The 22,954-nt window shown below is 38.4% G+C and carries 18 protein-coding genes; 8 read left to right on the top strand and 10 right to left on the bottom strand.

The window, feature by feature from the left end:
* Window positions 1-92: 92 nt before the first annotated feature.
* Both N523_RS0102140 and N523_RS0102135 read left to right on the top strand, forming a co-directional pair.
* Entirely contained in the window at window positions 93-713 is a 621-nt protein-coding gene (locus N523_RS0102140; protein ID WP_008464339.1) for a TetR/AcrR family transcriptional regulator, read from the top strand.
* 308 nt (window positions 714-1,021) lie between these two features.
* Window positions 1,022-2,644, top strand: coding sequence for a diacylglycerol kinase family protein (locus tag N523_RS0102135; protein ID WP_024600939.1), 1,623 nt, complete (start codon window positions 1,022-1,024; stop codon window positions 2,642-2,644).
* Window positions 2,645-2,686: 42 nt separating this feature from the next.
* Here the strand turns inward: N523_RS0102135 and N523_RS0102130 are convergent, their stop codons facing one another.
* Both N523_RS0102130 and N523_RS0102125 read right to left on the bottom strand, forming a co-directional pair.
* A complete protein-coding gene (locus tag N523_RS0102130; RefSeq protein WP_028834132.1) occupies window positions 2,687-2,995 on the bottom strand; it encodes a VF530 family DNA-binding protein in 309 nt (102 codons plus the stop codon).
* A gap of 97 nt (window positions 2,996-3,092) precedes the next feature.
* Window positions 3,093-3,395 carry a DUF1496 domain-containing protein gene (locus N523_RS0102125; protein WP_028834131.1) on the bottom strand — a complete coding sequence of 101 codons (303 nt, stop codon included), beginning with the start codon at window positions 3,393-3,395 and terminating at the stop codon, window positions 3,093-3,095.
* A gap of 102 nt (window positions 3,396-3,497) precedes the next feature.
* On the opposite strand from N523_RS0102125, the gene N523_RS0102120 reads away from it, so the two are divergent.
* On the top strand, window positions 3,498-3,731 hold the full coding sequence (locus N523_RS0102120; protein WP_008112333.1) for a TIGR02647 family protein: 234 nt from the start codon (window positions 3,498-3,500) through the stop codon (window positions 3,729-3,731).
* A 9-nt stretch (window positions 3,732-3,740) separates the two neighbouring features.
* Here N523_RS0102120 and maiA read toward each other — a convergent pair whose 3' ends face one another.
* Together maiA and hmgA are read right to left on the bottom strand one after the other, a co-directional pair.
* Window positions 3,741-4,370, bottom strand: coding sequence for a maleylacetoacetate isomerase (gene maiA / locus N523_RS0102115; protein ID WP_028834130.1), 630 nt, complete (start codon window positions 4,368-4,370; stop codon window positions 3,741-3,743).
* A gap of 7 nt (window positions 4,371-4,377) precedes the next feature.
* The gene (hmgA, locus tag N523_RS0102110) at window positions 4,378-5,679 is read right to left on the bottom strand and encodes a homogentisate 1,2-dioxygenase (protein ID WP_028834129.1); all 1,302 of its coding nucleotides are present in this window, start codon (window positions 5,677-5,679) and stop codon (window positions 4,378-4,380) included.
* Window positions 5,680-5,831: 152 nt separating this feature from the next.
* Between hmgA and N523_RS0102105 the strand changes: the two genes are divergently transcribed.
* Window positions 5,832-6,263 carry a MarR family winged helix-turn-helix transcriptional regulator gene (locus N523_RS0102105; protein ID WP_028834128.1) on the top strand — a complete coding sequence of 144 codons (432 nt, stop codon included), beginning with the start codon at window positions 5,832-5,834 and terminating at the stop codon, window positions 6,261-6,263.
* Window positions 6,264-6,311: 48 nt separating this feature from the next.
* Here N523_RS0102105 and N523_RS0102100 read toward each other — a convergent pair whose 3' ends face one another.
* The 3 genes from N523_RS0102100 to N523_RS0102085 all read right to left on the bottom strand — a co-directional run bounded on the left by N523_RS0102100 (window position 6,312) and on the right by N523_RS0102085 (window position 13,872).
* A complete protein-coding gene (locus N523_RS0102100) occupies window positions 6,312-9,440 on the bottom strand; it encodes a TonB-dependent receptor (RefSeq protein ID WP_028834127.1) in 3,129 nt (1,042 codons plus the stop codon).
* 327 nt (window positions 9,441-9,767) lie between these two features.
* Window positions 9,768-12,974 carry a TonB-dependent receptor gene (locus N523_RS0102090; RefSeq protein WP_028834126.1) on the bottom strand — a complete coding sequence of 1,069 codons (3,207 nt, stop codon included), beginning with the start codon at window positions 12,972-12,974 and terminating at the stop codon, window positions 9,768-9,770.
* A 43-nt stretch (window positions 12,975-13,017) separates the two neighbouring features.
* A complete protein-coding gene (locus tag N523_RS0102085; RefSeq protein ID WP_028834125.1) occupies window positions 13,018-13,872 on the bottom strand; it encodes a S1/P1 nuclease in 855 nt (284 codons plus the stop codon).
* Between the two features lie 236 nt (window positions 13,873-14,108).
* Between N523_RS0102085 and N523_RS0102080 the strand changes: the two genes are divergently transcribed.
* Window positions 14,109-14,978 (top strand): hypothetical protein, encoded by an 870-nt coding sequence (locus tag N523_RS0102080; RefSeq protein WP_028834124.1) that lies wholly within the window; start codon window positions 14,109-14,111, stop codon window positions 14,976-14,978.
* The gene (locus N523_RS0102075) at window positions 14,978-15,925 is read left to right on the top strand and encodes a hypothetical protein (RefSeq protein WP_028834123.1); all 948 of its coding nucleotides are present in this window, start codon (window positions 14,978-14,980) and stop codon (window positions 15,923-15,925) included. The genes N523_RS0102080 and N523_RS0102075 overlap by 1 nt, the downstream gene beginning before the upstream one ends.
* 205 nt (window positions 15,926-16,130) lie before the next feature.
* Here the strand turns inward: N523_RS0102075 and ushA are convergent, their stop codons facing one another.
* Together ushA and N523_RS0102065 are read right to left on the bottom strand one after the other, a co-directional pair.
* Window positions 16,131-17,750: a bifunctional UDP-sugar hydrolase/5'-nucleotidase UshA gene (gene ushA, locus N523_RS0102070; RefSeq protein WP_028834122.1), complete on the bottom strand. Its 1,620-nt coding sequence runs from the start codon at window positions 17,748-17,750 to the stop codon at window positions 16,131-16,133.
* Window positions 17,751-17,825: 75 nt separating this feature from the next.
* Window positions 17,826-18,020 (bottom strand): hypothetical protein, encoded by a 195-nt coding sequence (locus tag N523_RS0102065; RefSeq protein WP_028834121.1) that lies wholly within the window; start codon window positions 18,018-18,020, stop codon window positions 17,826-17,828.
* Window positions 18,021-18,315: 295 nt separating this feature from the next.
* Between N523_RS0102065 and N523_RS0102060 the strand changes: the two genes are divergently transcribed.
* Window positions 18,316-19,059: a peptidylprolyl isomerase gene (locus N523_RS0102060; RefSeq protein WP_013463156.1), complete on the top strand. Its 744-nt coding sequence runs from the start codon at window positions 18,316-18,318 to the stop codon at window positions 19,057-19,059.
* Window positions 19,060-19,416: 357 nt separating this feature from the next.
* Here the strand turns inward: N523_RS0102060 and N523_RS0102055 are convergent, their stop codons facing one another.
* On the bottom strand, window positions 19,417-19,836 hold the full coding sequence (locus N523_RS0102055) for an MAPEG family protein (protein WP_028834120.1): 420 nt from the start codon (window positions 19,834-19,836) through the stop codon (window positions 19,417-19,419).
* 153 nt (window positions 19,837-19,989) lie between these two features.
* Here N523_RS0102055 and N523_RS0102050 point away from each other — a divergent pair, with 153 nt between their 5' ends.
* Window positions 19,990-22,872: an insulinase family protein gene (locus N523_RS0102050; protein ID WP_028834119.1), complete on the top strand. Its 2,883-nt coding sequence runs from the start codon at window positions 19,990-19,992 to the stop codon at window positions 22,870-22,872.
* Window positions 22,873-22,954: the final 82 nt, after the last annotated feature.

The following is a 22,954-nucleotide window of genomic DNA, read 5'->3' as shown; positions in this document are numbered from 1 at the left end:
TTAAAGTAATGCCCGTTTAGCGTTTATTTTTTGTGATCAAAGCAGTAAACGCTAAATATTTCGAGTTGAGAGACTCGATACTGGAGTTTCAAATGAAACCTAAAAATAAAAAACACCTAGATCCGGTGCAAGCACAAGCGCGTCGCGAGCAGGTATTAACCGCCGCTGCTGATTGTTTTCGTCGCAAAGGTTACCATGGCGCAGGTATGGCAGAAATAGCTAAAACAGCAGGGATGAGTGCCGGCCATATTTATAATTACTTTGAAAGTAAAGAAGCCATAATTGAAAGTATTATTGAACAAGATATGGAAGAAATGTTTTCCATATTTCAAGAGTTTGAAGATCAACCTGGCGATATTTTAACAGTGTTACTTGATGGCTTACACCATGGTGTGCAGCGTCATATGGACACGGGGGCCTGCGTAGTTGACTTAGACATGATGGCAGAGGCCAGTAGAAACAAAAAAGTCGCTTTATTACTACGCGAGGCTGATACGCAAGCACGTAACAGAATGCGTGATTTATTAGTCAGTGAAAGTAGTTTAATAAAATCACATTCAGAGCAAGAACTCGAAAGCCGCATTAATGTGATTTTCTCAGTGATGGCGGGACTGCTATTACGAAAAATGTTATTTCCTGAATTGACCGAGGAAACCGTATTGATTGCACTGCGCCCAGCGATGAAAACATTACTTATGCCATTTGATAAATAATAAGTTGAAGCATTAAATAACTATGAATATTTGACTGATATTGTTGTAAATATGAAAGAGTTATATAAATTAAGCTGCTTTTATTTAAGCGTAATCAATAAAAACTGAGTATGATGTTTTAGCCTGAAGTCATTCCTTTTTATATTAAAAAAGCAATGATTAACAGTGTGTTATAGAAATTTTACGTGATATCGACGCCGGTGGCGAAACGACAACAAACAAGATAAATTGCTTTTTTGGCGTATTATTTGCAAATTAGGACTATATTAAAGGCGCTAATATGGCGCTGCCAACTTAAAGGAGAGCACATGTGGGCTGCAGTCAGTTATCTTGTAACAGCATTAGTATTTATAGTACTGGGATTGAAGGTTAATTCTGTTTACTTCGCGGTTGCATTTTTTTGGACGGCGCTGTCGCTGATATTGGTCAGCGGTGCTTATTTTTTTAATGCGGGGAAAATATTCAGAAAGCGAGAAAATGGCGTTATCCCTTTTTACATTCGTTGGGCATTTGTTCCTTTTTTGTTAGGTGCACAAATTTATAATGCATGGTCACGCAAACACGATAAGGTACCCCCAATTCAACAAATAAACGATAACTTATTTTTAGCATGTCGTTTGTTTCCCTCTGATATAGATACATTAAAAGAAAATGGCATTACCGCTATTTTAGATGTGACTTGTGAATTTGATGGCCTTGAATGGACATCTACCCAAGAAAATATTAGTTATTTAAACATTCCTGTTCTTGATCATAGTGTGCCTACTCACTCGCAATTAAACCAGGCAATTAACTGGATCCATCACCATATAAAGAAAGACCGTCGTGTTGTGGTGCATTGTGCATTAGGTCGCGGACGTTCGGTGTTTGTTATGGCAGCGTATTTATTGAGTCAAAATAAAGAAGCTGATGTACATGACATTCTTGCTCAAATCAAAGAAACACGTGAAACAGCCAATCTTAATAAACGGCAATTACGCCATTTAGTTAAGCGCCATCGCAGGGGGGAGCTACTGATAAAAAATAAAGCATATTTAATTGCTAATCCTGTATCAGGCACTAAGTTATGGTCTGAAAAAGAGCATTTAATCGTTACACGTTTATCTGCTTATTATGATTTAACCATTTTAAAAACTACACCGGAACAAAACGGCATTACATTGGCTAAACAAGCTATAGAGCACGAGCCTGATATTATAATTGCCTGCGGTGGAGATGGAACCGTGACTGAGGTTGCCAGTGTGTTGGTGGGTACATCGTGTCGATTAGGGATAATACCGCTGGGGACCGCTAATGCGTTGGCCCATGTGCTGATGGGAATAAAATCTAAATTTATTCCTGTTGAGCAAGCGTGCGATTTAATAATTGATGGTCAGACAAACCTGATCGATACCGCATATTGTAATAACGATTTGATGTTATTGCTAATTGGCATTGGCTTTGAGCATGCAATGATTGAAAAAGCAGATAGAGAGTCGAAAAATAAATCTGGCCAGCTTGCTTATTTAAATGGGTTTTTACATTCCTTTGGCGAGAATAAAGCGCAAAAGCTGATGGTTAAACTCGATGATAATGAGCCTGAAGCTATTAATACAAATAGCTTTATTGTCGCTAATGCTGCCCCATTTACAACCCTTTTAGCCCAAGGTGGGGGACAACCCGACCACCGTGATGGTTTATTGGATGTAAACTGGTTAACGCCAAACAAAGACAATGAAACCACAGTATTGAGTATTGCTGAGCTAATGTTTAGCAGTATCACGCAAACACATTTTGCTATTAACTCGCATTATACTAACGCAAAACGTGTAGAGATAAGCGCAGATAAAACGCTAGATTATGTAATTGATGGTGAGGTTAAATCTGCCGATAAAGTGGTAGTGAGTATTCACCCTGCTTCATTGAATGTAATATGCCAAGAACAAAACTAACTGACTAAAAATGGCGTAAATATTACGCCATTTAGCACTCATTTATTTTTTAATAGAGGGCCATACAAAATCTGATGTATCAGGTTGCGTGGGCTCTGTTAGTTTTGGTTTATTTCTGGGTTTTCGTAGCGGTTTATTACTCATGGTATGAATATAAAGTGCTTCTACTTTATCTCTTGCCCATGGGGTTTTACGTAAAAATTTTAAGCTTGATTTGATACTCGGAGAATCAGTAAAGCATTTTATGTTTACTTGTTCACCCATTGCTTTAAAGCCTAAACGTTGCTCTAGTTCTACAAGAATTTGCTCTAAAGTTATCCCATGTAGCGGGTTTTTTGGTTGATTATTCATAGTCACACTGCTTTTTTAAACTGCATGTATTGTAACGTATCCCACCGCATCTTAATAGTTTGGAGATGGCTGGTAGATTCCAGATTGTTAATCTTGATTAATTTACAGTGATAGTTGCAGGCTTCTTGGGGTAAATAAGGTTACCTTGCTTATCAAGCTTTAGCCAAATCAATTGACTGTTGTTATGTTGGGGGTACTTTGCAGCACAAATAAGCGTAACTGAGTGAACCTGCAGTATAGCTCCTTCGCTGTAACGTTTATTATCATACCAGCACTCAGTGCTAGTGTTTATAAGCTGGGTAGCATCAACAATAGGAAGCGTTTTTATTGTGCTAGCGAAGCTTAAAGCTGAAAAACACAAGCATAAAACAGCAATAAACGAAGTAAAATAATAACGCATCAAAAACCTCCAGTGTTTAAAATAAGTACACTTAGCAAAAAACATGCTAGGGTAAGTAAGACAACATAAGTAAAACACAGAACAATAAAAAGGTGAACAGATATGCTATTTAATCAAACGATGATTGACGAATTTACACTACTAGCAAAATTTCCACGCGAGAGCAAAATGCAGGGAATTAAACTTCATTCAGACGCTGAACCCGCCTTACTAAGCGCAGCACAACGTTTGTTCGATAAAGGGGTTATAGATAGCCCAGATGGCGGTTATTTAACCGAACTGGGCTTAGATTTAATTGAGCATGTGACGGTAATACACAGTGCACTTAAAAGTTAATTTACTCTATTAGTTTGCATCAGGTTGATTTTCAGGGGCTGCATCAATAAAGGCTGCCAACTCATTACAACGCTGATATATGGCTGCTATTTTAGGGTAGGCAGCCATATCTACTTTAAAACGAATGGCATTAAATACCTGCGGTACTAAACATACATCAGCTAAGCTTGGCGACTCGCTTGCGCAAAATGTATTTTTACTATCGAGCATGCGTTCTATTTTTTCAAAACCCACTTCAACCCAGTGGCGGTACCATTTATTTTTTGCTTCATCATCAACATTGAGTTCACTACTTAAATACTTAAGCACACGTAAATTATCAATCGGGTGAATATCACACGCAATTGCATAACTTAAATTGCGAATATGTGCTTTTTGCCATGCATTACCAGGCAGTAATGGTGTTTCAGGGTATTGCTCTTCAAGGTACTCTAAAATTGCTAGAGATTGACCTAATACGCCGTCTTCTGTTTCTAAAGAAGGTAAAAGTCCTTGGGGGTTTTTCTGTAAGTAATCTGTGCTTTGTTGCTCTGATTTTAGTAAGTTTACCGGCACCAACTGGTGATCAATATTTTTTAGGTTTAATGCGATGCGCACACGATACGCTGCAGATGAGCGAAAATAAGTATAAAGCTTCATAATCTAATTACCCTTGATTGCCGTTAAAGTGTTTTTTAATTGTGCGCCAGCAGTCAGTGTAATTAGCTTGGCGCTCTTTACCTTCTAATGCGTATTTAGTTGGCGATATTACATAACGTGACTCAAACATAAACGCCAATGTATTATCGTAGCGTTGTGGTTCTAAGTCCGCGTTTGACGCTTTTTCAAATACATCCGCCTCAGGACCATGCGGCGACATACAGTTGTGTAAGCTCATCCCTCCAGGGACAAAACCATGCTCTTTTGCATCATAAACGCCTTCAATTAAACCCATAAACTCACTCATAATATTACGGTGATAATAAGGTGGGCGGAAGGTGTTTTCAGCCACCATCCAACGCGGTGGGAAAATAGCAAAATCGATATTTGCAACGCCTTCAGTGCCTGATGGCGAGGTTAGTACCGTGAAAATTGATGGATCGGGGTGATCAAAGCTAACGGTATTCATGACATTAAAGCGGGCTAAGTCGTATTTGTAAGGCGCACTGTTACCTGTCCATGCAACAACATCAAGGGGTGAATGACCAATATCACAACGAAACATATTGCCATTAAATTTAGCAATAAGTTCAAATTCGCCTTCAATGTCTTCAAAAGCCGCTACTGGATATTGAAAGTCGCGGTCGTTAGCGTAACCATTTGCGCCCACAGGGCCGCGCTCAGCTAACACATAAGCATGGCCGTAGTTTTCACAAATATACCCACGGGCTGTGTCAGTTAATAATTGAACCTGAAACTTAATGCCGCGCGGGATGACCGCAATTTCACCGGCTTTAATACTTAAATGCCCGAGTTCTGTTTTAAGTAATAACTCGCCGTGTTGTGGTACAAATAACATTTCGCCATCGGCGTTATAAAAAAAGCGCTTGTCCATTGATTTGTTAGCGACATAAACATGAATGCCAATACCGGCTTGCCCATTGGCGCTGCCATTTGCAGCCATTGTGATCAACCCATCAATAAAATCAGTAGGTTCTGCTGGTATATCAATGGGATCCCAACGAAGCATGGTGGGCGGCGTTGGCACTTCAGTAATGGGTGCTGTTCTAATTAAGCCATTGTCTATGGCTGTGTAATCACCTTGCACAACCGATGGACGAATACGGTACATCCACGTGCGGCGATTATCGGCGCGCGGAGCAGTAAATGCAGTGGTACTAAATTGCTCTGCGTATAAGTCGTATTTTACTTTTTGCGGGCTAAATTGCCCTATCGGTAATGCACCAGGCAGCGCTTCAGTTTCAAATTCATTACCAAAGCCGGTCATATAGTTTAATTGTGTCGCCATTACTGACTCCTGTGAAAGTGGGGGAGTGTTATATTTTTGTTATTTACGCTAAGATACTCTCAAGTGAGACTAATATCAAACACACTGATTATGACTCTTGTAAATAAAAGCGAACAAATAAAAGTCGTATGTAAATAAATAAGTGATTCAATATGAAAATAGATTTAACGACATTTTTACCTTATCAATTAACACACTTAGCAACACAGGTAAGTAATGATTTTTCGAGTATTTATAAAAAAGAGTTTGATTTAACTATTCCTCAGTGGCGAATAATAGCTAATTTAGCGCAATCAGGCCAAAGCACAGCTAAGCAATTATGCATTCAAGCAGATATGGATAAGTCGACAGTATCAAGGGCAGTAAAAACGCTAATTGATGAAGGGCTTATTTATAGCGAGTTAAATAAGCATGATAAGCGCGCTGCATTTTTGATGCTAAGTGATAAGGGCATGGCTTTATATGAAAAAATAACGCCACAAGCATTGCAGTGGGAGCGTGCATTATTAAGCTGCCTGTCGGATGCTGAACAGCATCAGCTAATCGCAATTTTTGATAAATTAAAAAATAAATTACAGGCATAAAAAAGCCCACAAAGTGGGCTTTTAAATACACTAATTTAATCAATCAAATTAGAACGTGTAACGAACACCTACACGCATTTCCCATAAAGAGGCATCGCGTTGTACAGACTGTTCAGCACTACGTGCACTGAAGTTTGAGTAAACGTATTGACCTTGGTCATTAATATTTACTTCAACCATCTTATTACCCACGAAAGAGCCTTTTCTTAATACACCCCAATCATCGTTTAACATATTCGTTAAGTTATCGATTACGAAGAATGCTTCACCTTTATGGCCATCCATAAAGCCAGGTACTTCTTGAGTGATTTTAAAGTTAAATTTAACAAACCAATCAGAGTTCTGTTGGTTACGACCAGTGATTTCACCACGTTTAAGACCTTCAGATGCAATAAAGTCGTTAAACTCATTGATTTCATCCGCACTCATGTTGTAGACAACGTTTGGATCATTTTCAAGTGGTACATACAATAATTGACGCGCGCCATTTGAATTGTCGTCACCAAATTGAATATCGCCCGCACCGGTGTCACGATTACTCTTGTAAGTAAAGCTATATGGTAAACCTTTGTATGCTTCACCAAATAGGTTAAAGCGGGTGTTATAACCATCGAAGAACTCGTGTTTATAACCTAGGTTTAATGTAAAGCGATGTGGGATTTCGTAATCAGATGATGCCACGCCAGGGTTACCTGGGTTTGATGTTGCTAGATTACCGTAGTTTGAGCTGGCTACAGAGCTAGTCATTGGGTTTACATCATCTGCATCAGTGTAAGCGTATGAGAACTGAACGCTAACGCCATTATCAAACGCTTTGCTCACTGCTGCTGAAATGATTGATGATGAACCGCTATCGCCGTTAACATTAGTCAATAAAAGCTCGCCATCACGACCTTCAATTGATTCATACAAAGGACGACCGTCAAAGCTAACTTCACCTGTAGGGCGAAGTGCGATATCTTGTAATGTCGCTGCATCGCGTTTATCAGTGTAAAGGTAATCTAAAGCAATAACATAATCGTTTTCAGTAGTGTAGGTTGCACCTACTGAATATTTCCATTCTGATGGAATTTCAAAGTTAGGATCAACAGCGTTAACAGTACCATCACCTGAACCGATTGGCGTATTAGCTACCTTATCAAACTGAGATTTTGGAATATCAAAACCTGGGCCCGCACCTGTAACTGTAACGTTTTCAGGAGCAAATAAGTCTACGCTACCAAACTGGTTAGCACTAATATTTGTAATACCGTCATTTGAGTATGAGTTAGATAACCATACATTTGGATTACCGCCTGAGAATAAGCCAACACCTGCACGTACTTCTAATGCATCTGTTGCATACCACTCAAAACCAACACGTGGTTGAATTAGATCAATACCATCAAACGTTGACTGATTGCTAAAACCGTAACGATCAGTAAAGTTTTGGTTGAAAGTAGGTTTATCATCGCTTGAATAACTATCGTAACGAAGACCAAATGTTAATGATGCATCGATATCTGAAAAGCTGTATTCATCTTGTACATAGAATGTATTTTGTGAATAAGCGAAGCTAGCAGCCGCATCTGTAGGATCATTTGTGCCTGCTGCATTATTGTAAAATACTGCACTAGCAATACCTTGCTCATAAGCATCGATAGATGCAAAGCGCCATTCACCTTCAGTATGTTGTACGAATTGGTTAAATACTTCTAACTTTTCATACTCAAAACCAGCGGTAATCGTGTGCTGATCAAGGTAGTAGGTACCCGAGAATTTAGCTGTTGTGGTATCGTAGTTTAAATCATTTGATTGACGAGAGTCATCAGGACCAACGTACACAGTAGCGTCGTCAGTGCTGATTTGGAACTCACCAAAACCGCTTGCTGCGTCTAAAGATTGAACGCGAGCGTCAAGCTCTGATTTACCTAAACGAACTTCAGTTGAAAAATTGTCATTCCAATCAGAGTAAAGTGATGCAACGATTGAAGTGAACTCTGCGCCTTGCTCATAAAAGTGGCTGTCAAATGCGAGCTCATCACCATCTGCATCTGATTGCGATAAGGTAAAGCCATCATTGTAGTTATAAATTAGGTTAGCACGGTGGTCATCGTTGATGTTCCAGTCTAACTTCACTAAGATTTTTTCATCTTCTACTGGTGAGCTTGCTGGTGTTGCACCTGCTTCGTAACCATAAACATCACGTGTAATTTGTTTAATACGCTCGATGTCTGCTGACGATACTAAAGATGAATAGTTAAACTGTTTAACACCTTCAAGTTTTTCGTAAGAAGTGAATAAGAAAAGCGTGTCATTAATTAGCGGTAAACCAACATTAAAGCCATAACGTTTTTCACTGTAATCGCCATTATCAACGTCATTACCTTCAATCTTATCACCTTTCATCGAATCGTTAGTGTAATCGTAGAATACACCACCGTGAATGTCGTTGCCGCCAGATTTGGTAACTGCATTAATGTTACATGATGTAAAACCACCATATTGAACATCAAAAGGGGCTAATTCTACCGCTACTTGCTCGATTGAATCAAAAGAGAACGGAGCGCGAATAGTAGGGTAACCGTTTGAGCTTAAACCAAAGTTATCGTTCATGCGAACGCCATCAAGGGTTAAGCTGTTAAAACGTGGATTACCACCACCACAGTTGATTGAACCACGGCTATCATCGATAGCAACGCGAGGGTCAATACGAATAATATCTTTTAAATCACGGTTAATAGCTGGTTGATTTTCAAGATCGCTTAATGTAAATGTTGAAGCAGGACCCGTACCACCAGACATAGTGCTAATAGGGCGACCAGTTACTACAATTTGTTCAACATCTGAGATATTTTCAAGTGAAGTATTTACAGGGTAGTCGCTACCAATGTTCAAGATAATATTATTGAACTCTTGGTCAGCGTAGATGTCTGAGTCTACAATTACTTTGTAAGGGCCGCCAACACGAAGACCTTTAGCAGTAAAGTAACCAGCGTCATTTACTTCAGTTGTTTTAACAGAGCCTGAAGGAACATGTAAAATAGTAATTTTAGTTCCTGCAGCAGGGTTACCGTTAGGACCCTTTATTTGACCTTTAATTGCAGAGGTTGTTTCGTTTGCAATTGCAGCACCACTCACACCAACACATGCTGCTATAGCAAGTGATAGAGCTGTTTTGCGAAGTTGAATTTTCATTTTATTTTCCCGTGTAGTTAAATAAACTTTTAATAGCTTTTTTATTTTAATTTTGGATTAAGCGACCGCAAAATACACTTAACCCAAAATACTTACATAGTGTACCTCATTTGTTTGTTACAAATAAAATACAACTGTAATTTTTTTATTATAAAACACTTTATTTATGAAATTTAGCATTTTATCTATGTTTCAATATTTTACCGTGCAAATAGTAAGTAGTTTTTATGACAAACAGATGAAAAGTGATTTTTTCCATAAAAAAAGCCATTACATTCATGTAATGGCTTTTTTAATTTTACGAGTTTTTGATGTACAGGCTATGTATTAAAACTTATAGCTAACACCAATTTTAGCTTGCCAAGCTGATGAGCTAGTTTGATATTGGCTATAGTTACGAACATCAGCGCCATTAAATCTGCTATCAATTATATAACGACCTTGATCGTCTAAGCCGCCAAAGTCGTAAACTGCTTGGTCAGAGAAACCTAAGCGCTTTTCTACGCCCCAGTCACTGTTTAATAAGTTGGCAAAGTTATCAATCATAAAGTAAACCTCACCGCTATGACCTTTTGCAAAACCAGGGATCTCTTGTTTAACGCTAATATCCATAGTGGTAACCCATGGTTGCGTACCTGAGTTACGGTCTAAGATTTGGCCTCGCTCAGAAATACCCGCTCTATTAAGTAGTGTCTCAAGTTCACTCCATGATAGCCCTGATTCATCCCAATTTACATTGGCATCATCTGCACCAGTTGGAATATACGCTAAATAAGCTGAGCTTGAATAAAAGTCACGCGTATCACCTAAGTCACTATCTTGATACATACCCATAGTATAGCTAAATGGACGACCAGAGCGACGTTCGAAATACACATTAAATCTTGTGGCATAGCCACTGAAGAACTCAGTGTTATACGCTAAATTAACTTTAAAGCTATGCTCTACTTCATATGCACCACGGGCAGCAAAGTCTTCATTTCGGCTCTTAGTGATATTGTACTGATAGTTGCTTTGTGCACGTGATGAAGAACCTGAAGACGCTTCTGTTACATCTTGATGTGCATAGCTTGCTGAAATATAAAGACCATTTTCCCACTCTTTAGCAAGTGCTGTTGAAATAATAACAGAACGACCATCATCAGTTGAGTTAGTCATTGCGATATCAAAGTTATCAGCTAAGTCACCGCTGTAAATACTTTCATAGATAATACGTTCGCCGTCTGCTGCTACACCTACAGGTTTAATGGCGGTGTTATGCCACACAGCTTCGTTTTCTTTTTTGTGATAAGCAATTTCTGCTTGCCATTTAAAGCCTTCACCTAATAACTCAGAATCAAAGTCGTACTCAAAACCAAGTTGTGCACGGATGCTTGACGGTAGTTCAAAATTTGGGTCAACATAGTTTGTGCTACCTGCACCTTGAACTAAAGAGCCTTTTATGGCATCTGGTACTTGAGTGATATCAGCTTGATTATTAGCATAATAATCGTTAATAGCACTTTGAGGTGCATCTACAAAAGTAATGCCATCGTTTTGGAATGAGTTATTGTACCAAACGTTAGGGATACCACCTTGGAAACGACCTACACCACCGTTAACTGTTAATGCTTCTGTAGCGTAATACTTAAAGCCAATACGCGGTAGAATAATATCTAACCCATCGAGATTTTCTTGATTGCTAAAGCCATAGGTGTTTAAAAAGTTTTCGTTGAGTGCTGGTTTATCATCAGAAGATAAACGCTCATAACGAACACCTGCCGTTACTTCTAAATCATCACCAACATAAAAAGTATCTTCAATGTAAAGTGCTAATTGATTACGGGTTGCGTCGTAAGCGGTGTCATTAGGGTTATTTGTAAAGGCATTGCTGTAGCTAAAATCGTACTTTCCTTTGTAGTTACCTACTTCACGATTTTCGAAACCATTAAAGTTATCAAATTCCCATGAACCGAGAGAGTTAGCTGCAAAAAGGTTGTATAAGTTTAACGACTCATATTGCATACCAAAGTTAATTTCATGCTCGTCCATTAAATAAGTGGCATCAAGAGAAAGTGTTAAATTTTCTGTTGCTGAGCTATTTGCATGGCGAAACTCATCGGTACCAAAGTTATAAGAAGGCCCGCGGAAGTATTCTTCAACTTTAACGCTACCAATATCAGAATTTGTTAAACTTCTCGATGATACATCTTTGTATGCAATACCGATTTCAGTTGAAAAGTCTTCATTCCAATCTGAATATAGCTTGGTAGCAAAGTTATTAAACTTGGTTGCGTAGGTATAACGACTTGATGCAAACTGAACTGATGTGCCACCAGTACCAAAGTTTGTTTCATCTTTGTCATCTTGCCACTGATAGGTAAAATCTAAACGATGATCATCGGCAATGTTCCAGCTTAGCTTTACAAGTAAAGTTTCGTTGGTGTCTTTAGGATCGCCACCAAGAGAATCGGTTAAACCGTATTCGTTATTTAGAATATTAAGGAAACGGTTATAGCTTTCTTCACTCACATCGTATTCGTTGGTTGCGCCTGAACCTTCAAAACCATAATCTAAATCTAGTTCGCTTGACCATTTATTGTAGTTAACAAAGTAAAATAAGGTATCGTCTATAAGTGGGCCGCCAACATTAAAACCGTAGCGTTTTTCAGTTTGGTTAGGTTCTACTTGTTCAACAATGTATGTGCGGTGACCATCGTCATCTAAAACAGGGCGGTTATCAGCAAACACTTGAGATATGCTGTCTACATCGCCTGCAATATCAGGTGTTGATGTTTCGTAAAAACCAGAAAACTTAAGTTCGTTAGTACCTGACTTAGTTACCGCGTTAATAGTACCACCACCAAAGTTACCTTTAGAGGCAGAGAATGGAGAAACATCAACAGATATTTGCTCAATTGCATCAAGGGCTACTGGGGGCTGCGAAGTAGGGTAGCCGCCGTAACTTAAACCAAAGTCATCATTTTGGCCAATACCATCTACGGTTAAACCATTCGTACGTGGGTTGCTGCCAGCAAAAGTTAGCTCACCACTGCCATTAATACTCGCAAGCGGATTTAAACGTGCGATATCTTTAATGTCACGGTTAAAGCTAGGCATATTATTGATAGTATCTTCGCCAAACGTACTACTAGAGCCACCTGATTGTTGTACAATTTTATAACCAGAGACTTCAATCTTTTCAATGTTTAGCGGCGCTAATTGCGATGTTAATCGGTAAGTTTCGCCAAGGTTTAAAAAGATGTTTTCAACGGTAGTATCGTTAAACGTATCAGAGTCGATGATCACAGTGTAAGGTCCACCAACACGTAAACCATTCGCAATGAAAGTACCACTTTCATTGGTAGTTAGTTCACTAATTGTGCCGGTTGGTTGATGAACAACCTTAATTTTAACGTTTGCAGCGCTCGCACCTGAAGGTGTGGTTATTTTACCACGCATTGCAGATGAAGTGTCAGCAGCCATAGCGCTTGTTGAAACTCCTAGAGCTAGAATTACAGCCCCAGTTAATTTCGAAAGGCGAAGCTTAGTCATAATGTTGATTTCCCATGTAGATGATTTAAGTTAGAAACTAAATTTATTTTTGTGTTTGCTGTGTTAAGGCCATTTTTGATTGCGTGTTAGCAGGATCAAATAATGTATTTAACAATCCAGCCAAGCGAATTCCCGCTTGTTGCAAGCGTGTTTTCACAATAGGGGTGTTGTTGTAGATATAGTCGTAGCTAATCTGTTCTTCTGTTGATTCATATATTTTTAGGGCTAAGTTGTGCGACTCTTCAAGCCAGCTTGTTGGTGTACTTTGTAAATATTCACTAATTAGCTCGCTGTTGTTGGTATTTATAAATTGAGCGTACTCAGTAAAAGATAAGTTTTCGTTTTCAACTAGTTTGGTATCCCATAAGCTATGAAGATTGGTTTGTTGGTTAAAAAAAGAAACCTTAACGCGATTCCCGCCTCTATCTTCAGCTCTACCTGCATGAAATGGTTGATGGCTGTCGCCGACTAAGTGCACTAAAAAACGTAAACTAAACTGCTTTGCTGCAAGGCTTGATTTATCATCCTTCAATACTTTAATTGAATAGTGAATGCCTTCTAATATGTTTGTTACTGATTCTTTGTGTTTAGTGTGGTCGTGGTCAAAACTAAAGGTCGCGTTGTCATCAGCATTAATGTAATGCCAACGAGATGATTTTTTTTGCCAAAAGTCACCTGGTGCAGATCGCATTTCGTCAGGCCATGTTGAAATCTGAGCTAAAGATTCGCCGTTGAGATAGGGGATAAGTGCAGTCTTAGTAGTTTCGCTTATGTGTGACTCTGCAATTTTACCCACTACACGATGCCCGTTTTGGCCCCAAGCATTACAATCTGTGCTTGCAAATATTGCACTAATTAAAAGTGTTAAAGAAAGCGAATATTTTACATTTTTGTACATTGAAGCATCCTAGTTAGTGTGACATTTATTTTGTAAACGCTGATAAGGTCAATTGTCCTCATTTTTTTAGTTGATAGAAAGGACTCAATAATATTCATATTTTCTTGTTTAAAATTGTCTTTATTCAATGGCTTGGGTTTGACAGGTAAAATTACCTGTTGTAATAAGTAATTAAAATTGTTCAAATGAGCTATTACTCTAATTTAAACGGGTGTTTTTTGAATATTAAGAAGTTAATGTTGCATAAAACAGCAGTTGTTACATTTATGTTTCTGGCTGTGTTGCTAAGTTGGTTTTCAGGTCAAGTTATTGTGGGCGAAGAAGATATAACATTCCCAGTGATAATAGAGACATCAACGACATGTCAAACAACGGCAACGGCTAATAAGAGTCAACTTATAGTATTTACCCCCTCAAAATACGTTGCTCAATTACTTACTCAAAATCTCTGTGGCGACAAAGTAGTGGCAAAACAGTATGGCTCTGTCATTGGCTATTGGGGATATAGAACCGTTGATAGCTTAGAGTTTGTAGGTAAAGGTATTGCAGATTTAATTTTAGCGAAAAATAATATTATGGATGCGTTTAAGGCTGAATCTACTTACAACTATCAGCCTGTGGTTGGCTTTTCTGATTACACTGCGTTTTTTATCTCTTCAAAAGAAAAACCAAAGATCAGCAAACAATATTTTTTAGATAAAAAAATCGGTCTGTTAGATTATCCAACGAGTCGCTCAGGACACATTTTACCCAAACAAGCCTTTAAAGAGCTAGGCCTAAACATTGCTCAGCTAAAAATAACCTATGCGAGTTCACACAATGAGTTGAGAGAATTATTGGCGAACGGGGAAGTAGACCTTATTGCCTCTTTTTGGAGAGAAAGTGACAGTCAGCGTTTTTCAAAAAATTATATTACGCCTATTAGTAGTAATGTGGCAGGCACCCGTTGGTACTTAAAAATGCAGCATAACAATACTGATTTACTCTGTGCTGTACAGTCTCACTTATTGAGTATGTCTAAAGAACAATCGTTTCAATATTATCAAGATGTTGAGCCATATTGGCAGTGCAACAGTTACCCCGTTACCTTTATAGGGGAGTCGTAATGAATAGGTTAATATGGATAATATGCACAATTTTTTTATTCTTGGTTTTCTCGTCTGTTTTTTATATTTCGACAATGCAAAAACAACAGCAAGTAAATAAATTACAAATAATACAAATAGAAAAACGAATCGCTTTAGACTTACCTTTGTTAGATTTATCAAATGAGCTGCTCAAACACTCAGGTAATAAAGCAGCTTTACTTAATTATATTCAAACCTTAAACACCTTTATTGATAGTACCGGTATTGAGGTTGTAGCTATAACGCCACAACATGAATTTGATGCTTCTTTAAAAACTTCTACAGAGTTTATTCGAGAGTTAAATAGTAATAATGGTGTGGTGTTTATTGTTTTGTCTTTGAGGCAGCCGTATTTTACGGGTGATGTGGTAGCTATTTATGTGATGCTTTTTATTCTTAGCATATTACTAACATACCTAATAAAATTAGCCTATATCAACAAAAATGATGATAAGCAGGTTATTCACGCAGAATTAAATACTACAGAGTCAAAACCATTAACCCTGATTATTGATTTAAAAAGTAAAACCTTATCGAGTAGCGTTTCTTTGGATCACCAAGTAGCTTTGGCAAACAAACCGTTATGTTTTTATTTAGCGCTTGTGGAATATTGCACTAACAATCCAGAGATCAAGCTTAATCATAACAAGAATGTACCCGAGGAATTGATAGAGCTTGCCAATAAGTATTTCTATCGTTTAGTTGAGCTTGGTCATACAGTAAGAAAACGTCCAAACTTTAATAACAGTCTAGAGAAAACATTAAGTGAAATTCGTGCGGCACTGGATGACGTGTTAAACGATTGCCCTGAACAAAAGGGATTATACTACCCACCGAAAGCATTTGGAGAGGGCTCACGCTCACGAATGCACAGTTATGGGTTAGCAAATGTGGGTCAAGGAAATATAGAAATAATAGGAAAGTAATCGTGCTTTGCTACTTAACCATAACTCTGATTAAAAGAGCTACCAACTTAAATATAGTGTAAGAGGTTTGTGGGTTGAAGTGCGCTTGACTTAAGTGCGCCTAAATTAGCTTGGTGATCATATAAACCTGAATGATGTGTGCCATTGCTATATCAATGATGCCATTGCTATATCGATGACACTCATCACTGTTCAATACAGATTACTATTTAGGTGCAAACTCATGTGCATCAACAGGGCTGTGCTCTGCAAAAAATCGTTTTAATGCCTGAGCGTCCGTTTCATCGGTGCTTACGAATCCTTTCATGTGAGTAATTTTAGGGTAACTATCGCCACCAGAAGCATTATATTCATTAATACTCATGCGGTATGTTTTGTTTATATCAAGCGGCTTGCCGGCGATGAACACGTTAGTTACTTGATCCTCTTTAAGTTCAAAGGCTAAGTTGTGATATTGCATATAGGCACCAGAGTCTGGTGGAAAACGTGTCACGACATTTAAATAGGTTAAAATATCATTGCCTTTGAAATCGATATAGGCGACACGGTTTTTAAAAGGCTGTACTTTGAGTATGTCTTTATAACTCACGTCACCCGCATTGATGCTATCGCGAACACCACCACCACTGATAATGCCAAAATCGGCACCTACGGTATTCATTTGCGCTTGAATAATAACGCGAGCAAGGTTAGTTTGCTCAAAGCGTACTTTGTTACGATCACCCTCGAGTCTGTCATTCACAAAGCCAATTTTACCTTCAATTTGTTTTGCCCCTTTTTGTTGGTACGCCGCTAAAAAGGTTTGTAGCGCTGGATCTGGTTTAATGTAATTTGCAGCAAGTACGGATTTTACGCTACCGTCTTTTTGCTTTTTATCTACGTATAAATTAACGGGCAATAATTGATAACTTAGCAGTGATAATTGACCGTTTTCTAATTTAAACTCCGCTTTACCCACATACTTACCCCATTCATGGGCTTGCATTATCCAGGTTCCATTTTGTCGATCAGGTTTACAGGCTAAACCTGGCTTAAAATTCTCATCTGTGACATTTTCTGCAGCCATACACACTGGCTCTTGGGAATGGCCACCAATAATCATATCAAGGGCATTTTTATCTAAAGAGCGGGCAAGCGTAACATCACCTGGAGCATTTATTCCATAATTGGCATCTACATAATGCCCCATGTGCGTTACCGCAATGGTAATGTCAGGATTGTATTTTGCTTTTAATGTTTGGGTAAGTGAGGCGGTTATTTCAACCGGATCTTTAAAATCTAAGTGGCCAATGTATTGCGGGTTACCAATTTTAGCGGTGTCTGTCGTTGTTAACCCAATTACAGCAATGGTTAAGCCGCCTTTGTTGAATATTTTATAACGTTCAAAGATAGTTTCATTAGTTTGTTTATCAAAGATATTAGCTGATAAAAGAGGGAAATTAGCCCATTGCTGTTGCTGTCTTAATACACTTAATGGATTATCAAACTCGTGGTTACCTAGTGCCATTGCGTCATAGCCAATTTTCGACATGCCTTTGAAATCGGGCTCAGCAAATTGTAGATCTGATTCAGGAATCCCGGTATTAATATCGCCACCTGATAATAATAAAACCTGATGCCCTTGTGCTTTTGCATCGGCTCTTAGCTGGTCGATTAGGGTTTTACGCGCAGCCATACCATATTCGCCTTTTTCATTATGCCAAAAGCGACCATGATTATCATTGGTATGAAGAACAGTTAAATAGTGTGCTGCAGGTTTATTGACAGAGTCACTGGCACAGCCATATAAACCAAGAAATAAAATGAGAAAAACAAGAGTACGCATAAAATACCTATCGATTAACAAAACTCAGTATAGTAGGCGGCTAGTTTAAACTAGTTCGAGGTTAAAAAAACGCACTTATTCATATTTTTCAGCCAATGAGACTTCACGTTGCTGCTCTACAACCCGTTTTCTGCGTGCGAGCTCATCATGTGCGTATTGAGATTTTTGATGATTTACATCAATCATCCATTTCAAAAAGCTGACGGGAACTTGAGTGTATGGTTCACCTTGGTGTAGCCCAAAGTCACAAATAGTCGTGTTGTTTGCCATTATATTTACTCCTATCACTGTGTAGGCTGATAATAACAAAAAAAGAGTGATTGATAAGGGGCTTTTTAAGTACCTTGCTAGGCTTAAAGTTAATTAAAAAAGAGTCACCGTGATGTACACCAAGGCACTCAGACAATTAACTCTCCATCACGTGTTTAAAATTAAAATGTAAACAGTTGTAACTGCAGTGTAATTACTTTGATATGAATTGTAGCGTTAAGTGCTTATGTATCGATTTATAAAATGAATAACACTACTCTATGACGCCTAATGACAATAAAAAATAGGAATAATAATGAAGAAGCTTATCTTAGCGTCAATTTTAACTGCAGCGAGCTTTTCAAGCGCAGCAACCATAGTCGAAATGCAAACGAGCCAAGGAACGATAGAAATTAACTTGTTTGATCAACAAACACCTAAAACAGTAGAAAACTTCCTAAGTTATGTTAATGATGCAGCGTATAACCAAACAGTAATACACCGCTCTGTTGATAAGTTTGTCATTCAAGGAGGAGGTTTTACTTTTTCTGACAAAATGGATCCCATTACAACCAAGCCAGCGGTTATTAACGAACCTGTTTACTCAAATGTAAAAGGCACAATTGCCATGGCAAAGCAGGGCGGCAACGAAAACAGCGCCACTAGCCAATGGTTTTTTAATATGAGTGATAACAGCCAAAACTTAGATTTACAAAATGGTGGGTTTACCGTTTTCGGACAAATAACAGCACAAAGCCAAGAAACTTTAGATAAAATAGCGGCCTTAGTTCATTGTGCAGAGGTACCATTGGTTGGTATTACTAAAGAGCAATGTTCAGATGAAAATGTGGTTATTAGTAATCAAAACTTAGTATCAATACAAACGGTGGTTGTGCTTGATGACGATCCTAATTCAGCACAAAATTTAACACCTAAAGAGAATACATTAATTGATAACGTAGAAGTGACACCACCACAAAGTTCAGACTCTAGTGGCAGTATGGCATGGTTATTAGGCGCACTATTGCTTGTAGCACCTAGGTTAAAACGCACTAAATAAGCCGTAAAAATAACGGCGACTTATCATAGCCGCCGTTTTTTTAGTTAGGGTCTGTTGATCTTTGCGGATTACAATTTGTTCAAACTAGGGGCGGTTTAATCGCGGCGCGAGGTTTGTAACCTAGTGGGCTAAGTAAAAACCGAGCAAAGCTTCCGCGTCCTGCTCACGCCCCTTACCTACATCCATGTAGGCAACAAAGAGTAAATCGCCCTTAGGCAGAACTCTTCGGGCAGCGTCTGTTTGGTATTGATGCTGCGTTATCGCCTATTTATGGGGAATAACCACACCACATAGGCTCTGCCTTGCCTAAATACCAAACAGACTGCTGCAAATTTAACCTTGAAAGGTCATCAGACCCTAGTTGTAAAGTACGCTCACCAGTAACATTACCCACATTACAAACACAGCTAAGCAGCCTAGCAAAAATACTCTAAAACGGGCTCTTAAATGATTACTACCAAGGTGAATGAGGCTATGAATAATGCGTGTCGCTACAAATATACACGCCAATACTGCAATAGGGACACTCGCCATATTAAGCTGTAAAGCAAGCAAACATCCCGCATAAAAAAGCACAGGTATTTCAAATTGATTGCTAAAATTACGATCAGCGACTCTGACATGATCGCCCGCATTATCAAGTCGCATAGCAGCAAAGTCACTTAACTGTATGTGTTTGTTTTTAGCCGCCGCAAAACGTCGTTTTCCCATTATTACCATCACAACTAATGAAAGTGTTACCTGAACGAACATGGCTATTATTATTATCTTTTCCATAACTTACCTTATTATTTATATTAACTATTCACAATGTGTTACACAATTAAGTGCTAATTAGTAGCATAGTATTAATTGATAATGGTAGTTTATAAGTGATTTAGTCTTTTTATAACACTAAGCCCATATTTAACAGCAATGGATATAACTAAAATGAAACACATCATCGGCTTAAGTGCAATTGCACTGGCAATATTAAGCGGTTGTTCGAATACCGCCACACTTACTCAATCACCACAAACGTCACTTTTATCACCAACGCTTGTTGTCAGTCCTAACGATAACCGTGAATATAAAACACTAACACTTGCCAATGATATTGAAGTGATTTTAGTTTCTGATCCAAGCGCAGAAAAATCGGCTGCTTCATTGAGTGTCGGCGTCGGCCTGCTGCACGACCCAATGAGCCAGCAAGGTATGGCGCATTATTTAGAACATATGTTGTTTTTAGGCACTGAGCGCTACCCTGACACTAAAGGGTACTCTGATTTTATGACTAAAAACGGCGGAGCGCATAATGCCTATACGTGGCTCGATATTACAAACTACATGTTTAAAATTAATAACGATGCGTTTGATGAAGGCTTAGACCGCTTTTCAGACTTTTTTAAAGCCCCTAAGCTTTACCCAGAATACACAGAAAAAGAAAAAAACGCAGTGAATGCTGAGTGGTCAATGCGTCGTGAAATGGACTTTTTTGGCCAATTTAAACTTGCACGTAAAATGATGGGTGAACACCCAGCTAATCGATTCTTAATTGGTAACCTTGAAACGTTAGGCGATAAAGCTGATAGTTCATTACACAAAGAAACTGTTGATTTTTATAATAAATATTATTCATCAAATATTATGAAAGTGGCGTTAATTTCTAATTTACCGCTTGAAGAAATGCAGAAAAAAGCAGAAAAATACTTCGCTGATATTAAAAATAAAAATATTGAAAAGCCAAAAGTATCAGCCAAGCTAGATTTTGATAATGCCGGTGGTAAACGTGTTTTTTACTCGCCAAACGAAGACGTTAAACAATTACAGCTCGACTTTACAATCACTAATAATCAAACTGAATTTGCAGTAAAACCTAATCGTTTTGTTGCCTATTTACTTAGCAATGAAATGCCAGGTAGCCCAGCACAAATATTACGTGATAAAGGCTGGGTATCGCAGTTATCAGCGTCTGCTTCACCAAATCAATATGGTAACTATGGCTCTTTAAATGTGAACATAGAGCTGACTGATGAGGGCATGAAAAACCGCGAAGCCATTGTTGCGACTATTATGCAATATATTGATTTAATTAAACGTGAAGGTGTTAATAGTAAGTACTTTAATGAAATTCGCACCTCTTTAAATAATCAGTTTAAATTTTTAGAAAAAGGTGATGAGTTTAACTACGTCAGTGCGCTGACTCAAAGCATGCAAGATTACCCGTTAAATCACGCGATAAACGCACCATACTACTACGCTAAGTTTGATGCTGATGCGGTTAATAATGTACTAAAACAACTTAACGCAGATACCTTACGTGTTTGGTATATTTCTCAACAAGAAGATACTGATTCACAATTACATTTTTATGATGGTAAATACCGAATTAGTGATATTAGCGACGCAGAAATTGCCAGCTGGGAAAAACCAAGTGAATTTAATTTAGCCTTACCAAGTGTTAACAACTTACTGCCAGAGAGTTTTGCAATTAAAACGCAGGCCTTTAAAGAGCAAAAACACCCAGAACTTAGTTATGATAAAAACGGTGTAAAAATTTGGCGCCAAGCAAGCCAGCAGTTTGCAGAGCAACCCAAAGGTTTAGTTGAGGTGTATATCAACACACAAACAGGGTTGCGTGATATTAATTCAACCGTCCTTTATTCTGTGTGGGCAGATTTATATAACACTCAATTAAGTCAGCTACGAACCGAAGCGGCTATTGCCGGTATGAATGTTAATTTAAGCTCAAGCAATGGCTTAGTTTTATCATTAAGTGGTTTTACCGATAAACAAGATACCTTACTTAAACAAGCGTTAGCTGGATTTGACGATAAAATTTCAGCGCAAGCATTTAATCAAGCGATTGACCGTTATCAACGTGATTTACTCAATCAGCAAAAACAGTTCCCGTATGCACAAGCGTTTAGTGAATATTCAAAACTGACTCGAACCGGTAGTTTTGATACTGACGCGCTTATTAAGGCAGCTCAATCACTGACACTCGCTGATTTACAAGCATTAAAGCAAAGCACATTAGCGAATAATAACTTACGCGTATTTAGCTATGGCAACTATAACCAAAAAGATATTGATGCCATTGCTGCTGAATTAACGGCTATTTTACCAAATAATCATACAAAATCTGAGTTTGCTCGCAGTAAAGCCTGGTTACCACAACAAGGTGAAGCGCGCGTATTACACAAAGATATTGATGTAGCCGATGTAGCCGTTGTCGATATGACCATTCACCCAACGCCAGGTTATAAACAAAAAGCGCAGGCGGCGGTTTTACAAGGGCACTTTAGAACAATCGCGTTTGACAAAATGCGTACCGAAGAGCAACTAGCTTATGCGGTAGGGGCATTAGCGCGTCCTATTGAGGATTACTCTGGTATTGGTTTGTTTATTCAAACACCGGTTAAAGGACCAAAAGAAATTCAAGTACGCTTTGATAAGTTCAAAAAAGAGTACGCTTTAGAGCTTAATGCCATGAGTGAAGAGACATTTGCACAGCTTAAAAATGCAACGTTGGTCTCGTTAAAAGAACAGCCAAAGAATTTAAGCGACGAAATGAGTCCATTGATTAACGATTGGTACCGTGAAAACTTTGATTTTGATTCAAAACAAAAGCTAATTGCCGAAGTAGAAAAGGTCACCCTTGCTGATATTAAAGACTACTACCAGCAAACCATGTTAAATCCACAAGCAGCACGCTTAAATGTGCAATTACGTGGCAGTAAGTTTAGTGATAGCGAGTTTGCTGATTTGCCAAACCAAACTAAAGTGACGAGTTTAGATGCTTACTACAGCGATATAAAATTGCAAAAGTAAGTTGAAATTACTCAAAAACCAAACAAAACCCAGCCATTGTTGACTGGGTTTTGTTTTAACGGCGTTAATTATGGTTTTAGTA

Origin of the sequence: Pseudoalteromonas sp. 23_GOM-1509m, from assembly GCF_000518425.1 — a bacterium.
GTDB lineage: Bacteria > Pseudomonadota > Gammaproteobacteria > Enterobacterales > Alteromonadaceae > Pseudoalteromonas > Pseudoalteromonas tetraodonis.
The sequence above is the reverse complement of the archived record's forward strand: the minus strand, read 5'-3'. Positions and strand labels throughout refer to the sequence as shown.

Excerpts from the sequence above, each read along its gene's own strand:
- maiA (WP_028834130.1), bottom strand. The coding sequence starts at position 4,370 with ATGAAGCTTTATACTTATTTTCGCTCATCTGCAGCGTATCGTGTGCGC.
- N523_RS0102055 (WP_028834120.1), bottom strand. The coding sequence starts at position 19,836 with ATGGAAAAGATAATAATAATAGCCATGTTCGTTCAGGTAACACTTTCA.
- N523_RS0102090 (WP_028834126.1), bottom strand. The coding sequence starts at position 12,974 with ATGACTAAGCTTCGCCTTTCGAAATTAACTGGGGCTGTAATTCTAGCT.
- N523_RS0102105 (WP_028834128.1), top strand. The coding sequence starts at position 5,832 with ATGAAAATAGATTTAACGACATTTTTACCTTATCAATTAACACACTTA.
- N523_RS0102130 (WP_028834132.1), bottom strand. The coding sequence starts at position 2,995 with ATGAATAATCAACCAAAAAACCCGCTACATGGGATAACTTTAGAGCAA.
- N523_RS0102100 (WP_028834127.1), bottom strand. The coding sequence starts at position 9,440 with ATGAAAATTCAACTTCGCAAAACAGCTCTATCACTTGCTATAGCAGCA.
- N523_RS0102125 (WP_028834131.1), bottom strand. The coding sequence starts at position 3,395 with ATGCGTTATTATTTTACTTCGTTTATTGCTGTTTTATGCTTGTGTTTT.
- N523_RS0102075 (WP_028834123.1), top strand. The coding sequence starts at position 14,978 with ATGAATAGGTTAATATGGATAATATGCACAATTTTTTTATTCTTGGTT.
- ushA (WP_028834122.1), bottom strand. The coding sequence starts at position 17,750 with ATGCGTACTCTTGTTTTTCTCATTTTATTTCTTGGTTTATATGGCTGT.
- N523_RS0102120 (WP_008112333.1), top strand. The coding sequence starts at position 3,498 with ATGCTATTTAATCAAACGATGATTGACGAATTTACACTACTAGCAAAA.
- N523_RS0102065 (WP_028834121.1), bottom strand. The coding sequence starts at position 18,020 with ATGGCAAACAACACGACTATTTGTGACTTTGGGCTACACCAAGGTGAA.
- hmgA (WP_028834129.1), bottom strand. The coding sequence starts at position 5,679 with ATGGCGACACAATTAAACTATATGACCGGCTTTGGTAATGAATTTGAA.
- N523_RS0102060 (WP_013463156.1), top strand. The coding sequence starts at position 18,316 with ATGAAGAAGCTTATCTTAGCGTCAATTTTAACTGCAGCGAGCTTTTCA.
- N523_RS0102085 (WP_028834125.1), bottom strand. The coding sequence starts at position 13,872 with ATGTACAAAAATGTAAAATATTCGCTTTCTTTAACACTTTTAATTAGT.
- N523_RS0102050 (WP_028834119.1), top strand. The coding sequence starts at position 19,990 with ATGAAACACATCATCGGCTTAAGTGCAATTGCACTGGCAATATTAAGC.
- N523_RS0102140 (WP_008464339.1), top strand. The coding sequence starts at position 93 with ATGAAACCTAAAAATAAAAAACACCTAGATCCGGTGCAAGCACAAGCG.
- N523_RS0102135 (WP_024600939.1), top strand. The coding sequence starts at position 1,022 with ATGTGGGCTGCAGTCAGTTATCTTGTAACAGCATTAGTATTTATAGTA.
- N523_RS0102080 (WP_028834124.1), top strand. The coding sequence starts at position 14,109 with ATGTTGCATAAAACAGCAGTTGTTACATTTATGTTTCTGGCTGTGTTG.